At 75.8% G+C, this 14,094-nt stretch carries 13 protein-coding genes and 1 riboswitch; of the genes, 3 read left to right on the top strand and 10 right to left on the bottom strand.

Features of this window, described 5'->3' with window-relative positions:
- Positions 1–9: 9 nt before the first annotated feature.
- From ACFO3M_RS18710 to ACFO3M_RS18700, 3 genes are all read right to left on the bottom strand, one after another.
- On the bottom strand, positions 10–1,302 hold the full coding sequence (locus ACFO3M_RS18710) for a bifunctional o-acetylhomoserine/o-acetylserine sulfhydrylase (protein WP_387992337.1): 1,293 nt from the start codon (positions 1,300–1,302) through the stop codon (positions 10–12).
- A gap of 44 nt (positions 1,303–1,346) precedes the next feature.
- A riboswitch (SAM riboswitch) is annotated at positions 1,347–1,463 on the bottom strand.
- Between the two features lie 23 nt (positions 1,464–1,486).
- Positions 1,487–2,527, bottom strand: coding sequence for an NAD(P)H-dependent flavin oxidoreductase (locus ACFO3M_RS18705; protein ID WP_387992334.1), 1,041 nt, complete (start codon positions 2,525–2,527; stop codon positions 1,487–1,489).
- Between the two features lie 40 nt (positions 2,528–2,567).
- Positions 2,568–3,881 carry a DUF1479 domain-containing protein gene (locus ACFO3M_RS18700; RefSeq protein ID WP_387992331.1) on the bottom strand — a complete coding sequence of 438 codons (1,314 nt, stop codon included), beginning with the start codon at positions 3,879–3,881 and terminating at the stop codon, positions 2,568–2,570.
- Positions 3,882–3,965: 84 nt separating this feature from the next.
- Here ACFO3M_RS18700 and ACFO3M_RS18695 point away from each other — a divergent pair, with 84 nt between their 5' ends.
- Positions 3,966–5,105: an ROK family transcriptional regulator gene (locus ACFO3M_RS18695; protein WP_387992328.1), complete on the top strand. Its 1,140-nt coding sequence runs from the start codon at positions 3,966–3,968 to the stop codon at positions 5,103–5,105.
- A 97-nt stretch (positions 5,106–5,202) separates the two neighbouring features.
- Here ACFO3M_RS18695 and ACFO3M_RS18690 read toward each other — a convergent pair whose 3' ends face one another.
- The 6 genes from ACFO3M_RS18690 to ACFO3M_RS18665 all read right to left on the bottom strand — a co-directional run bounded on the left by ACFO3M_RS18690 (position 5,203) and on the right by ACFO3M_RS18665 (position 11,465).
- Positions 5,203–7,167: an ATP-binding protein gene (locus ACFO3M_RS18690; protein ID WP_387992325.1), complete on the bottom strand. Its 1,965-nt coding sequence runs from the start codon at positions 7,165–7,167 to the stop codon at positions 5,203–5,205.
- A gap of 5 nt (positions 7,168–7,172) precedes the next feature.
- Positions 7,173–8,753, bottom strand: coding sequence for a carboxyl transferase domain-containing protein (locus ACFO3M_RS18685; protein ID WP_387992322.1), 1,581 nt, complete (start codon positions 8,751–8,753; stop codon positions 7,173–7,175).
- A 71-nt stretch (positions 8,754–8,824) separates the two neighbouring features.
- Entirely contained in the window at positions 8,825–9,322 is a 498-nt protein-coding gene (locus tag ACFO3M_RS18680; RefSeq protein ID WP_387992319.1) for a hypothetical protein, read from the bottom strand.
- On the bottom strand, positions 9,319–10,209 hold the full coding sequence (locus ACFO3M_RS18675) for a mechanosensitive ion channel family protein (protein WP_387992316.1): 891 nt from the start codon (positions 10,207–10,209) through the stop codon (positions 9,319–9,321). The genes ACFO3M_RS18680 and ACFO3M_RS18675 overlap by 4 nt, the downstream gene beginning before the upstream one ends.
- Before the next feature lie 70 nt (positions 10,210–10,279).
- A complete protein-coding gene (locus ACFO3M_RS18670) occupies positions 10,280–11,062 on the bottom strand; it encodes a thioesterase family protein (RefSeq protein WP_387992313.1) in 783 nt (260 codons plus the stop codon).
- 43 nt (positions 11,063–11,105) lie between these two features.
- Positions 11,106–11,465, bottom strand: a complete 360-nt coding sequence (locus ACFO3M_RS18665; RefSeq protein WP_387992310.1) for a hypothetical protein — start codon at positions 11,463–11,465, stop codon at positions 11,106–11,108.
- 125 nt (positions 11,466–11,590) lie between these two features.
- Between ACFO3M_RS18665 and ACFO3M_RS18660 the strand changes: the two genes are divergently transcribed.
- On the top strand, positions 11,591–11,989 hold the full coding sequence (locus tag ACFO3M_RS18660; RefSeq protein ID WP_387992426.1) for a VOC family protein: 399 nt from the start codon (positions 11,591–11,593) through the stop codon (positions 11,987–11,989).
- A 47-nt stretch (positions 11,990–12,036) separates the two neighbouring features.
- Positions 12,037–13,065 carry an EamA family transporter gene (locus ACFO3M_RS18655; RefSeq protein ID WP_387992307.1) on the top strand — a complete coding sequence of 343 codons (1,029 nt, stop codon included), beginning with the start codon at positions 12,037–12,039 and terminating at the stop codon, positions 13,063–13,065.
- Here ACFO3M_RS18655 and ACFO3M_RS18650 read toward each other — a convergent pair.
- Positions 13,014–14,015 carry an ABC transporter substrate-binding protein gene (locus tag ACFO3M_RS18650; RefSeq protein WP_387992304.1) on the bottom strand — a complete coding sequence of 334 codons (1,002 nt, stop codon included), beginning with the start codon at positions 14,013–14,015 and terminating at the stop codon, positions 13,014–13,016. The genes ACFO3M_RS18655 and ACFO3M_RS18650 overlap by 52 nt on opposite strands.
- Between the last annotated feature and the right edge of the window lie 79 nt (positions 14,016–14,094).

Below are 14,094 nucleotides of genomic sequence, written 5' to 3'. Positions count from 1 at the left end.
CCGCCCACGTCAGGCGCCCTTCGCGGCGCGGAAGCCGGCCTCGAGGTCGGCGAGGATGTCCTCGATCCCCTCCAGTCCGGCGGCCAGGCGCACCAGGCCGGGCGTGACGCCCGTGGTCCGCTGCTCCTCCGGCGTCAGCTGCGAGTGGGTTGTCGACGCCGGGTGGATGACCAGGCTGCGGACGTCGCCGATGTTGGCCACGTGGCTGTGCAGCTCCAGCGCCTCGACGAAGCGCTTGCCGGCCTCGACGCCGCCGCGGATCTCGAACGCCAGCACCGCGCCGGCGCCGCGCGGGGCGTAGCGCTGCTGGGCGGCGTGCCACGGCGAGGACGGCAGGCCGGCGTAGTGCACCGACTCCACCTCGTCGTGCGCCTCGAGGAACTCGGCCACCCGCTGGGCGTTGGCCACGTGCCGCTCCATGCGCAGCGACAGGGTCTCGATGCCCTGCACGACCAGCCACGCGTTGAACGGGCTGATCGCCGGGCCGAGGTCGCGCAGCAGCTGCACCCGGGCCTTGAGCGCGTAGGCGGGCGCGCCGAGGTCGGCGTAGACGACGCCGTGGTAGGTCGGGTCCGGCGTGGTGAAGCCGGGGAACCGGCCGCGGGTCCAGTCGAAGTTGCCGCCGTCGACGATGACCCCGGCGATCGCGGTGCCGTGGCCGCCGAGGTACTTGGTGGCCGAGTGGACGACGACGTCGGCGCCGTGCTCGAGCGGGCGCACGAGGAACGGCGTGGCGATGGTGTTGTCGACGATCAGCGGCACGCCGTTGCGGTGCGCCACCTCCGACACCGCGGAGATGTCGAGGACGTCGCCCTTCGGGTTGCCGATCGACTCCCCGTAGAACGCCTTGGTGTTCTCGCGGACCAGCGACTGCCAGTTCTCCGGGTCGTCGGGGTCCTCGACGAAGGACACCTCGACGCCGAGCTTGGGCAGCGAGTGGTGCAGCAGGTTGTAGGTGCCGCCGTACAGCGACGCCGAGGCGACGACGTGGCTGCCGGCCTCGGCGACGTTGAGGATCGCCAGGGTCTCGGCGGCCTGGCCGCTGGCCACCGCGAGCGCGGCGACGCCGCCCTCGAGCGAGGCCACGCGCTGCTCGAGCGCGTCCTGCGTCGGGTTCATGATCCGCGTGTAGATGTTGCCCATCTCGGCCAGCGCGAACAGGTCGGCGGCGTGCTGGGCGTCGCGGAACTGGTAGCTGGTCGTGGCGTAGATCGGCAGGGCGCGGGCCCCGGTGGTGGGGTCGGGGCTGGTCCCGGCGTGGATCTGCCGGGTCTCGAAGCTCCAGCTCTGCTGGTCGGGCACGGCGCCGTCTCCTCTCGCTCGCGGAGACCCCGCGGCGCACGGAGGGCTCCGTCTTGCCGCGCGGCGGGCGCCGCGCGGCCGGCTCTTCCCCTGGGAGCACCTCGGACGGAGGAGAGGTTGCCGGGCAGCCAGCCAGGTACTTGTCGCTGCCTCTCGTGAGCCTGCGCGGAACCCTAGCGCCCGGTCAGGAGGCGCCGGGCCGGGGGTGCGCGAGGGCGGCCGCGGCGTCGTCGGCGAGGCGGGCGACCAACTCCCCGGCGGGCAGCGCCTCGGCCAGCGCGTACGCCTGCCCGGCCCACATGCTGATGGCCTCCGGGTCGCCGGCCTGCCGGGCCGCCGCGCGCAACGGCGTCGTCAGGTGGTGGACGTGCGGGTAGGCGGCCGGAGCCGCGGCGGTGTGCTCGGCGAGGAAGCGGTTGACCAGCCCGCGGGCGCGCCGGCCGCTGAACGCGCGGGTGAGCGCCGTCGGCCGGCCGGCGCCCAGCGCCGCCCGGTGCGCCGCGCCGGTCCCGGCCTCGGGGCACAGCAGGAACGCCGTGCCCAGCTGCGCGGCCTCCGCGCCCGCGACGAGCACCGCCGCGACCGAGGGGCCGTCGACGATCCCGCCGGCGGCGACCATCGGCAGGTCCACCGCCCGGGCGACCAGCCGCAGCAGCGGCAGCAGCCCGTACTCGCCCGCCCCGTCCTCGTCGCGGAGGCCGCCGCGGTGGCCGCCGGCCTCGACCCCCTGCACCACCAGCGCGTCCGCGCCGGCGTCGCGGGCGGCGAGGGCGTCCTCCGGCGAGGTGACGGTGACCAGCACGGTGGCGTCGGCGTCGTGCAGCGCGGCGACCATGTCCGGCCGCGGCAGGCCGAAGGTGAACGACACCACCGGCACCCGCTCCTCGGCGAGGACGGCGACCTTGGCCTCCCACGCGTCGTCGTCGGCGCGGGGCTCGCCGAGGTCCACGCCCCACCGCCGCGCCTCGGGCCGCAGCCGCTCGGCGTAGCGGCGCAGGGCGCCCTCGTCGGCGGGCGGCCCGGGGACGAAGACGTTGACGCCGAACCGCTCCCGGGTCCGCGCCCGGACGGCGCGGACCTCCTCGCGCACCGCGTCCGGCGTCCGGTAGCCGGCGGCGAGGAAGCCCAGGCCACCGGCCCCGGACACCGCCGCGGCCAGCTCCACCGTCGACGGCCCGCCGGCCATCGGCGCCTGCACGACCGGTCGTCGCAGCCCCAGCACCATGCCGGGCATCCTGCCGCGCCGCGGCTCGGGCGGGGGTGGGTCAGGCGAGGCCGAGCCCGCGCCGGCCGGTGTCGTTGAGCTGGTCGGGGGTGAACCGGTTCGCCCAGGTGCGCTCGTAGTGCTCGGCGGGGAAGTCGGTGGGGCTGGAGCCGGTGAGGAACGCGTCGCGCACGGAGGCGGCGTAGGCCTCGTTGCGCGGGCACCAGGGGGCGGCGGGGACGTACATGACGTTGCCCCATCCCTGCTGGTCGGTGACCGGGGCGACCGAGTGGATCATGTCGCAGTGCCACCAGACGGAGTCGCCGGCGCGGACGTCGGGGATGCCGCTGGCGGCGCGCAGCAGCAGGGAGTGCCACTTCTCGCTGGCCGGGAAGACCTGGTTGGTGGTGACGCCGCACATGTCGTCGTCGGGGACGTCGGGCAGCAGCGGGCGCAGCATCAGGTAGGCCATCGCCTCGGGGATCGGCACGGTGTGCAGCACGCCCTGGTCGTGGTCCATGTCCGACAGCGCGGTCCACCCCTGGAAGGTGCGGAACGCCGAGCACATGGTGGAGCCGGGGTACTGCGGGCCGGCGGTGCGGTAGGCGGCGTCGTACGGGTCGTAGGCCTCGACGGTGCCGTCGAACAGGTGCCGGAAGGCCTTCTGGTAGGCCTCGGTCATCCACAGGTCGAGCGTGCCGGGGTCGAGGTGGGTGCCCAGGCCGCCGGAGTCCGCGCCCGGCGGGCGGCGGCGGATGCGGTCGGGGTAGAGCGAGTCGCGGTCCGGGTCGAACCACCGGACGCCGTCGGACTCGGACGTCCACAGCGCGTTGAGGAAGCCCTGCACCCGGGCCATGCGGTCGCTCTGCCGGGCCTCCATCTGGGGCGGGGACCAGTAGACGGGGTAGATCTCGGGCTTGGAGCCGACGCTGCCGAAGAAGTCGTCGCCCGGGCCGCGGTAGTCCTCGAAGAAGCGGTTGCTCTCGACGTAGTCGACGATGCCGGCGTCCCAGGCCAGCGCCTGCTCGCGGGGGAAGTGCCCGCGGACGACCAGGCAGCCGCGGCGGCGGAGCGTCGCGAGCTCGTCGGCGGAGACCGTGCCCGCCTCGATGTCGGCGTAGTCGAGAACCGGCCAGATCTGCTCACCGCGCGCCTTCGCCGCCTCGATCTCGGCGACCGCGGCGGCGATGCGGGCCTCGACGACGGCGAAGACCTCCTCCACCGTGCGACCGGAGGCGGCGATGCGCGCCCGCAGCGCCGGCTTGATCTCCCGGATCGCGGCCTTCAGGTCCTCCGGGGGGGTCTCCCAGTGCGGCAGCGGCGGCAGGTGCCGCGCGTACGGGGTGGGGGAGGCGGTGAGGGTCACGGTGCTCACTCCGTTCAGGAAGGACTCCTTACTTGAGTGGGACCCTAGAGCAGCCGCGCGTTCCAGGCAACAGTCCTTACTAGACTCGTCCGCATGACCCCGGCCAAGCCGTCGCTGGAGCTGCTCCGCTCGCTGACCGACGAGCACGTCCTCCGCGCGCTGATCGACCAGGGCCGGCTGACCCGCGCCGAGATCGCCGCCCGCACCGGCATCTCCAAGCCCACCGTCGGCGAGAGCGTGCGCCGGCTGACCGAGGCGGGGCTGCTGCGCGACACCGGTGAGCGCACCACCGGCCGCGGCCGGATCGGCACGTACTACGCGCTCGCCGGCGACCTCGGGGTCGCCCTGGTCCTCGGCATCGCCCCGGAGGGTGTCGTCGCCGAGGCCGTCGACGTCCACGGCCGGGTCGTCGCCCGGGAGGCCGAGGCGGTCGGCCGCCCCGCGCAGCCGGACCAGGTGGCTCGGGCGCTGCGGGCGGCGGCCCGCCGCGCCGTGGACGGCGGCCCGGGCCCGGCCCGGTCGGCCGTGGTCAGCGCCGCCGACCCGGTCGACCGGGGCTCGGGCCGGCTGGTGCACCTGCCGGACGCGCCGTTCCTGGTCGGTGAGCTCTCCCCGGTCGAGGTCCTCGCCCCGCTGGTCGCCGGGCCGGTGACCGTGGACAACGACGTCAACTGGGCCGCCCGCGCCGAGCGCGCGGCCGCGGCCCCGGGGGAGCTCGAGGACTTCGCGTACCTGTACCTGGGTGAGGGACTCGGCTGCGCCGTCGTCGCCGACGGCGAGGTCCGCCGCGGGCACGGCGGCCTCGCCGGCGAGATCGCCCACGTGCTCACTCGCAGCCCCGACGGCCGCGCCGTCGCCTTCACCGAGGTCTTCGCCGAGCTGCAGCTGCGCCGGCCGGACTCCACCGCCGTCGACGTCGACGCCCTGCTGGGCGTGGTCGACGCTCCCGGTGACCGGCAGGGCCGCGTGCTCGCCGCCCTGGCGGAGGCGATCTGCGGCGTACTCGGGGCCGTCGTCGCGCTCACCGACCCCCGGCTCATCGTCCTCGGCGGCACGTGGGGCCCCCGTCCCGCCGTCGTGAGGGCCGTGTCGGAGGCGCTGGCGCACCAGCCGCGGGGCGTGCCGCTGCAGGTCGCCCGGGCCACGGCGGAACCGTCGCTGGCCGGCGCCCGGCACCGCGCCCTGGACGATCTCCGGACCTCCATCCTGGCGTCGCGGCCGGTGCCCGCGTAGGGCCGATCGAGCGACCCGTGCCGGGCTGGTCCCCGTCGCGGTCCCGGGCGGCACGCAGTCGGGACCTCCCGACCCGGCGCACCCCTGGCCGCGGAACTCAGGCCGGGGTGAGCCGGGCCAGCACCTGGTCGAGGGCGACGCGGTCGCCGGGGGCGACGAGCAGGTCGACGACGCCGTCGGCCGGGGCGCGCAGCGTGTGCTCCATCTTCATCGCCTCGACGACGACCACCGGGTCGCCCGCGCCGACCGCCTGACCGTGGGACGCCGGGGTGGCGATCACCGTGCCGGGCATCGGGCTGGTCAGCTCGGGGGCGTGCGCGGCGGCGTCCGGCCGCAGCACCGGCCGCCGGGCCCGGCGCAGCGGCCAGTCGGCGCCGCCGACGTGCACGAACAGCGCGTCGCCGTCCTCGGCCACCCGGCAGTGCGACCGCACGCCGTCGCGCACCAGCGCCAGGCCGCCGTCCTCGGGCGCGCAGCTCAGCGGCCCGGCGTCGGCGCCGTCGAGGCCGGCGCGCGCGGCGGCGGGCGTGCCGGTCAGCGTCACCGTCCGCTGCCGGCCGCCGGCCTCCAGCCGGACGACGAACGGCGCGGACGGCGCGCCGGCGCGGAAGCCGGTGGGCGCGCTCCACGGGTCGGCCGGGTCGGCGGCGGCCCAGGCGGCCAGCCACACGTGCGCGGCGGCGGCGAGGACGGCGTCGTCGGGGACGGCGGGCGGCTCCCAGGCGGCGGCGAACCGGTCGAGCAGCGCGGTGTCCAGGTCCCCGGCGCGGACCGCGGGCTCGGCGAGCAGCGACCGCACGAACCCGACGTTGGTGGTCACGCCGAGCACCGCGGTCTCCGCGAGCGCCCGGTCCAGCGCGGCCAGTGCCGTGGCGCGGTCGGGGCCGGCGGCGACCACCTTGGCCAGCATCGGGTCGTAGTCCGAGCCGACGACGGTGCCGGCGGCGACACCGGAGTCCACGCGAACGCCGGCGGGCTCGGCCAGCGCCAGCACCCGCCCGCCGGTGGGCAGGAAGCCGCGGGCGGGGTCCTCGGCGTAGACCCGCGCCTCGACCGCCCAGCCGGTCAGCGCGACGTCGTCCTGGGTGAACGGCAGCGGCTCCCCGGCCGCCACCCGCAGCTGCTGCTCGACCAGGTCCAGGCCGGTGACCAGCTCGGTGACCGGGTGCTCGACCTGCAGCCGGGTGTTCATCTCCATGAAAAAGAACTCGTCGGGCCGGTCGGCCGACACGATGAACTCCACGGTGCCCGCGCCGGTGTAGCCGACGCTGCGGGCGGTGGCGCAGGCCGCCGCGCCGATCCGCTCGCGGGTGGCGGCGTCCAGCAGCGGCGACGGCGCCTCCTCGACCACCTTCTGGTGCCGCCGCTGCAGGCTGCACTCGCGCTCGCCGAGGTGCACGACCGCGCCGTGCGCGTCGGCGAGCACCTGCACCTCGACGTGCCGCGGCCGCTGCACGAACCGCTCGAGGAACAGCGTGTCGTCGCCGAACGCCGCACGCGCCTCCCGGCGGGCCGACGCCAGCGCCGCGGGCAGCCCGGCGGCGTCCTCGACCACCCGCATGCCCTTGCCGCCGCCGCCCGCCGAGGGCTTGACCAGCACCGGGAACCCGATCCCGGGGGCGGCGGCCACCAGGTCGTCGTCGGTGAGGCCGGGCTCGGCGATGCCGGGGACGACCGGCACGCCCGAGGCGACCACGGTCTTCTTGGCGGTGATCTTGTCGCCCATCACCCGGATCGCCTCGGCCGGCGGGCCGACGAACACGACGCCGGCGTCGGCCAGCGCGGCGGCCAGGGCCGGGTTCTCCGAGAGGAAGCCGTAGCCGGGGTGCACGGCCTGCGCGCCGGTGGCGAGGCACGCCTCGACCACCCGCTCCACCGACAGGTAGCTCTCCGCGGCCGGGGCGGGGCCGAGCCGGTAGGCGACGTCGGCGGCGCGGACGTGCGGGGCGCCGGCGTCGGCGTCGCTGTAGACCGCGACCGAGCGGATGCCGAGCCGGCGCAGCGTCCGGACGACGCGGACGGCGATCTCGCCCCGGTTGGCGACGAGGACGGTGTCGAACACGGCGGTCACATCCGGAAGACGCCGTAGGCGACGTCGTCGAGGGGGGCCTGCGCGCACGCGGACAGCGCCAGGCCGAGGACGGTGCGGGTGTCGGCGGGGTCGAGGACGCCGTCGTCCCACAGCCGCGCCGTCGAGTAGTAGGGGTTGCCCTGGGCCTCGTACTGGCCGCGGATCGGCGCCTTGAACGCCTCCTCCTCCTCGGCGGGCCAGTCGGTGCCGCGGGCGGCCAGCCCGTCGCGGCGGACGGTGGCCAGCACCGACGCGGCCTGCTCGCCGCCCATCACCGAGATGCGGGCGTTGGGCCACATCCACAGGAAGCGGGGGGAGTAGGCCCGGCCGCACATCGAGTAGTTGCCCGCGCCGTAGGACCCGCCGATGACGACGGTCAGCTTGGGCACCCGGGCGCAGGCGACGGCGGTGACCATCTTGGCGCCGTGCTTGGCGATGCCGCCGGCCTCGTAGTCGCGGCCGACCATGAACCCGGTGATGTTCTGCAGGAACAGCAGCGGGATGCGCCGCTGGTCGCAGAGCTGGACGAAGTGCGCGCCCTTGAGCGCGGACTCCCCGAACAGCACGCCGTTGTTGGCGACGATGCCGACCGGGTGCCCGTGCAGCCGGGCGAAGGTGGTCACCAGCGTGGGCCCGTAGAGGGCCTTGAACTCCTGGTGCTCGCCGCCGTCGACCAGCGTGGTGACGACGTCGCGGACGTCGTAGGGCGTGCGGGGGTCGACCGGCACCAGGTCGTAGAGGTCGGTCTGCGGGCGGACGGCGTCCCGCGGCGGGGCCACCTCCCAGGCCGGCGGCGCGGGCGGGGCCAGCGTGGACACGATGCCGCGGACGATCTCCAGCGCGTGCTCGTCGTCGTCGGCCAGGTGGTCGGTGACGCCGGAGACGCGGCTGTGCAGGTCGCCGCCGCCGAGGTCCTCGGCGCTGACCACCTCGCCGGTGGCGGCCTTCACCAGCGGCGGCCCGCCCAGGAAGATCGTGCCCTGCTCGCGGACGATCACCGACTCGTCGGCCATCGCCGGCACGTACGCGCCGCCGGCGGTGCAGGAGCCGAGGACGGCGGCCACCTGCGGGATGCCGCGGGCGCTCATCGTGGCCTGGTTGAAGAAGATCCGGCCGAAGTGCTCGCGGTCGGGGAAGACCTCGTCCTGCATCGGCAGGAACGCGCCGCCGGAGTCGACGAGGTAGACGCACGGCAGCCGGTTCTGCAGCGCCACCTCCTGCGCCCGCAGGTGCTTCTTCACCGTCACCGGGTAGTAGGTGCCGCCCTTGACCGTGGCGTCGTTGGCGACGACGACGCACGGGCGGCCCGCGACCCGGCCGATGCCGGTGATGATCCCGGCGCCGGGGGAGTCGCCGTCGTACATGTCCTCGGCGGCCAGCGGCGAGAGCTCGAGGAACGGGCTGCCGGGGTCGAGCAGGTGCGCGACGCGGTCGCGGGGGAGCAGCTTGCCGCGCTCGACGTGCCGGGCGCGGGCGGCCTCGGAGCCGCCGAGCGCGCGCCGGGCCAGCCGCTCGCGCAGCTCGGCGACCAGGTCCTCGTGCCGGGCGCGCGACGACTCCGGCGCGGCCACCGCCATGTTGTGCCTCCTGTGTGGGATCTCCGCCCCGGACGTTAACCGTCGTTCACATCGGCTGTCCACGCGCCGCGTCAGGTGGTCGGGGTGGTGTCCGTCGTCGGCGGGGGCTCCTCGGCGGGGGACGGCGGCTGCTGCGTCGTCGGCGTCTCCGTCGCGGGCTCCGTCGTCCGCGGGGTGGTCGTCGTCGGCAGGGTCGGGGGAGCCGGCGCGGTGGTCGTCGGGACCGGCGTCGGCGCCGTCGTCTCCTCGGGCGTCGTCGTCTCCTCCGGCGTCGTCGGCTCCGGCTCGGGAGTCGTCGGGGGTGCCGTCGTCTCCGGCGCGGGCGCGGGCGCCGGCGTGGTGACCTCCGTCGTGCCGCCGGCCGGGACGGTCGCCGGGTCCGGCGGCTTCACGTACAGGTAGAGCACGCCCAGGCCCACGAAGAGCGCGGCCAGCACCAGCGTCGAGGTGCGCGCCCGGCCGATGTGCCCGGGTGAGCGGCGGAAGACGTTCGACAGGCCGAAGCGGCCGCGGCCGGCGGGGTCGCCGCCGCCGGTCTCCTCGGGACGCGGCGCGCCCGGGACGGTCACTGCTGCGCCCCCTGCCGGACCGGGGCGGGCGCCGGTGCGGGTGCCGGCTCCGGGGTCACGTTGAGGCCGGCGTGGCCGAAGGCCAGCACGATCCGGGCGCGCAGGTCGCGGCTCACCTCGAACTGCCGGCCGGGCAGCGTGCGGGCGACCACCCGCACGTTGACCTGCTCGAGGTCGATGCTCTCGACGCCCATCACGCTCGGCTCGTCGAGCAGCAGGCGGCGCAGGTCGGGGTCGGCGAAGGCCTGCCGGCCCACCTCGCGGAGGATCTCGTTGACCCGCGTGACGTCGGCCGTCGTCGGCACCGGGACGTCGACCACCGCGCGCGCCCAGTCGCGGGACAGGTTGACCACCTTGACGATCTGCCCGTTCGGGATGGTGACCACCTCGCCGTCGGCCGAGCGCAGCCGGGTGATCCGCAGCGTGACGTCCTCGACGGTGCCGTCGGCCGGGTCGCCGCCGCCGACCACCTGGATCGAGACGACGTCGCCGAAGCCGTACTGCCGCTCGGTGATGAGGAAGAACCCGGCCAGGACGTCGCCGACGATCCGCTGCGCGCCGAAGCCGAGCCCCACGCCGAGCACGGTGGCCGGGGCGACCAGGCCGGTGACCGGCACGCCGAGGCGGTCGAGCACGTAGAACGCCGCCACCGCGTAGACCATCACGATGAGCGTCCAGGTGACGACCTGGGTGAGCGAGTGCCGGTGCTTGGCCGCCTCGGAGCGGACCAGCACGTCACCCCCGGTGGAGCGGGCGTCGATGCGGCTGGTGATCCGGTCGCCCACCCAGCTGACGAACCGGGCCACCAGGACCGAGCCCAGGATGATCAGTACGATCTCCAGGCCGCGGCCGGCCAGCCAGTCGAGCAGGTCGGTGAACGGTGCCATGCGGGATCCGGTCCTCCGGTGGCTCGTGGGGGTCGGTGCCCATCCAACCCGGTGCGGCTCGGAGTTGCCGCTACCTCGGCTCGACGAACAGCGAGGCGACCGAGCGGCCGATCCGCCCCGTGGTGTCGTGCAGCTCGGCCGAGCACTGCCCGACGCCGCCGGGCCCGATCGTCGTCGTCGCGTCCATGCCCAGCCACTCGCCCGCCGGCTGCCGGAACAGCGCGACGACGAGGTCGACGTTGGCGAAGGTCGCCCGGTCCCACGGGAGCTCGGCGGAGATGCCGCTGGCCGCGTCGGTCATGACCAGCAGGTGCTCCAGCGGCGTCATCGGCTCGCCCTCGACCAGCGCGCACAGCGGCCGGGTCCAGGCCGCGGCCGGCCCGGTGCCGGTGAGCGAGCCCGACGCCTCCCGCCAGTCCAGCGCGCGGTGGTAGGCGACCTCCTCGCGGAACACGTCGAACACCGCCGGGCGGGCGTCCTCCGGGCCGACGGCGGCCGGCTGCGGGGGCGTGGCGGTGTCCGCCGCGTCGCGGCTGCGCATCCGCCAGGCGGTCACCCGCATCGCCGTGCGCCCGCCCGCGGTGAGCGTGGCCTCCACCAGCTCGATCCGCCGGCCCGGGCGCAGCACCCGCGCCTCCACCCGCACCGGTCCCACCGGCACCGGCCCGAGGACGTCGTAGGCCAGCCGCACCGTCTGCCCGCCGGGGATGCCGCCGGTGCGCTCGACCTCGCGGGCGAGCAGCGCCGCCGGTGGCCCGGCGTGCTGGAGGCCCGGGTCCCACGGCCCGATGGTCAGCGCGGTAGCGACGTAGCCGTCGCCGTCCGGGAGGTAGCAGGCGGAGGGCAGGTGCACGTCCCGCAGTCTCGCCCGGCCGGAGTCGGGGCCCTCCCGCGGGTCAGCCGGAGCGGGCCAGCCACAGCGCGGAGACCAGCCACACCGCGCCCACTCCCGCGGCCACCCACCACAGCGGCTGCCCCTCCGCCGACAGCGAGATCAGGACCCCCACCACGAGGACCGCGCCGGCCACCGGCGTCGACCGCAGCAGCGCGCCGGCGGTGTCCGGCCCGGGGAAGGCGACGAAGACCACCGCCGCCGCGACCAGCAGGAACGCGCACAGCGCCCCGAGGTAGGCCGCGGTGACACCGAACTCCGCGGGCAGCACGAGCGCCCCGACCCCGCCGACGACGGCCCCCGCGCCCAGCCAGAGGAGCAGGCGGCGGCGCCGTCGGGACCACGGGGGGCGGGGTTCGGTCACGCCGTCGAGGGTGCCCGCCCTCCCCGGGAGCCACGCGCGGCCGATGAGTTCCGCCCGGCCGCGCCGTCTCCCCCCTCGACGGGCCCGGGCCGAGGGCCCCGGACGACGGGAGCGCGACCGTGCGCATGGTCTTCCTCAACCTGCCGGTGGCCGACGTGGCGGCCGGCCGGGCCTTCTACACCGCCCTCGGGTTCACGGTGGACGAGCAGTTCAGCGACGAGGAGTCGGTCTCGGTGGTCGTCAGCGACACGATCCGCCTGCAGCTGCTGAGCCGCGGGAAGATGGCCGGCTTCGTCCCCGAGGGCACGCGGATCGCCGACCCGCGGCAGGGGACGGCGGCGCTGTACGCGCTGTCGTGCGACAGCCGCGAGGAGGTCGACGCGATGGTCGAGCGGGCCCTCGGTGCCGGCGGGGACAAGTGGATGCCGCCGCAGGACCACGGATTCCTGTACGGCTCGAGCTTCACCGACCCGGACGGCCACGTCTGGGAGGTCGTGTGGATGGACCCGGCGTACGCCCAGTGACGCGTCGGTAGGTGGCGTACGACTCGACGACCACTACGCTCGGACGGGTGCCGCACACCCGCCGCCCAGCCATCGGCTACCTGACCACCGTGGCGGCGGCGGGGCTGTTCGCCGTCAACGGCACCGTCTCCACGCTCGCGCTGCAGGCCGGCGTCCCGCCCACCTGGCTGACGGCGATGCGCTGCGGCGGGGCGGCGGTCGGCCTGCTGGCCGCGCTGGCGCTCGTCTCCCCGCGGCGGCTGCGGCTCACCTGGCGCGAGGTGCCCTTCCTCGCGGTGTTCGGCGTGGTCGGCGTCGCGCTCACGCAGTTCCTCTACTACGTGGCCATCGGCCGGCTGCCCGTCGGCATCGCGCTGGTCTTCGAGATGACCGCGCCGGTCGGGATCGCGCTGTGGGTCCGGCTGGTGCGCCGGGAACCCGTGCGCCCCCGGATCTGGGTGGCGCTGGCGCTGTCGCTGTCCGGGCTGGTCCTCGTCGCGCAGGTGTGGGAGGGCGGCGGCTCGCTGGACCCGCTCGGCGTCGCCGCGGGCCTGGCCGCCGCCGTCTGCCTGGCGACCTACTACCTCATGGGCGAGCGCGGGACGGCCACCCGCGACCCGGTCGCGCTCACCACCTGGACGTTCGTCGCCGCCGCGCTGTTCTGGGCGGTCGTCGCCCCGTTCACCGCGTCGTTCGGCGCCGGCGTGCTGGGGGAGCGGGTGCCGGTCTCGCTCGGCTCGGCGCAGCTGCCGCTGTGGGTGCTCGTGGCCTGGATCGTCGTCCTCGGGGCGATCACGCCGTTCTGGCTGTCGATCGCCGCGCTGCGCCACCTGCCGCCGACGACGGCCGGGCTGGTCGCCACCGTCGAGCCGGTGTTCGCCTCGGTCGTCGCCTGGCTGTGGGTGGAGCAGGTGCTCACCGGCTGGCAGGTGGCCGGCGGGTTGGTGGTGCTCGGCGGCATCGCGCTCGCCCAGACCGCCCGCACCGCCGCGCGGCCGACCCCGGCGCCGGCGCCCGTCCCCGAGACGCCGGCGCCGCTCGCGCCTCAGGACACCTTGTCGGAGTCGGCCAGCCAGCCGGCCAGGCGCTCCATGTAGCGGGCCTGGGCGGCGTAGTCCATGCCGACGTACTCCCACGGGTACACCTGCTGCGCCTGCGCGGCCGGCAGCAGACCGTAGGTCGGCTGGCCGGCCATCTCCTCGGGGGTCATCGCGCCGCGCAGCGAGTAGAGGATCACGTCGCTGCGGTACTGCGGCACCTGCTCCCAGCTCGCGGTCTGCCAGAAGTAGCCGTCGCCGCCCGGGTCGACGAACTGCACGCCGAGGTCCTGGTACAGGCGCAGCGACGGGTCGTCGTTGGCCTTCGCCACGTAGAAGCCCTCGTCCGGGTAGGCGGCCACCGGCAGCACGGTGACCCCGGAGGACGCGGCCTCGGTGAGCGCCGCGGAGGCGTCCTCGTAGTCCTGCCGGGCCGCGCTCACCTCGTCGCCGTCCACGTCCGCACCGAGGGCCTCCGCGAGCTCGGCGGTGCGCTCGATGACGTCGGCGGCCGAGCCGCGCCAGGCGATCGCCACGACCGGCGCGATCCGCGCGACCTGCTCCTGCTGCTCCAGCGACTCGAAGCCGTACAGGGGCTGGGTGTCGTCCAGCGTCCCCTCGGAGTCCACCGGGTAGACGGTGGTGACGATCAGGTCGGGGTCGGCGGCGGCCAGCGCCTCGAGGTCGATCTGCCCGTAGCTCTCGCCGGCGATCTCCACGCCGTCGAGGTCGCGGCCCTCGAACTGGACGTCGTCGGCGGCCGAGGTCTGGCCGAAGGTGGCCACCGGCTCGATGCCGAGGTTCCACAGCGACGACGCGACGTCGTTCAGGCCGGCCACCCGCTCCGGCGCGGCGTCGAGCTCGACGGTGGTGCCGACGTCGTCGGTGAACGACCAGCCTCCCGTCGCGGCCTCCGCCTCGTCGTCGGTGCCGGATCCGGCGCAGGCGCTCGCGGCGAGCAGGGCCGCCAGCGCGAGGGAGGCGCCGAGCAGGCGCGGGGGTCGGGACACCGGGGGTCCTCCTCCGGTTCGGGCAGGGGGCTTCCCCCTGCGGGCGAGGGGAGGTTAGCCTTGCCTTACAAGCGGTCCG

Origin of the sequence: Geodermatophilus arenarius (genome assembly GCF_042654585.1) — a bacterium.
In the GTDB taxonomy this organism is placed as follows: Bacteria; Actinomycetota; Actinomycetes; order Mycobacteriales; family Geodermatophilaceae; genus Geodermatophilus; species Geodermatophilus arenarius.
The sequence above is the reverse complement of the archived record's forward strand: the minus strand, read 5'-3'. Positions and strand labels throughout refer to the sequence as shown.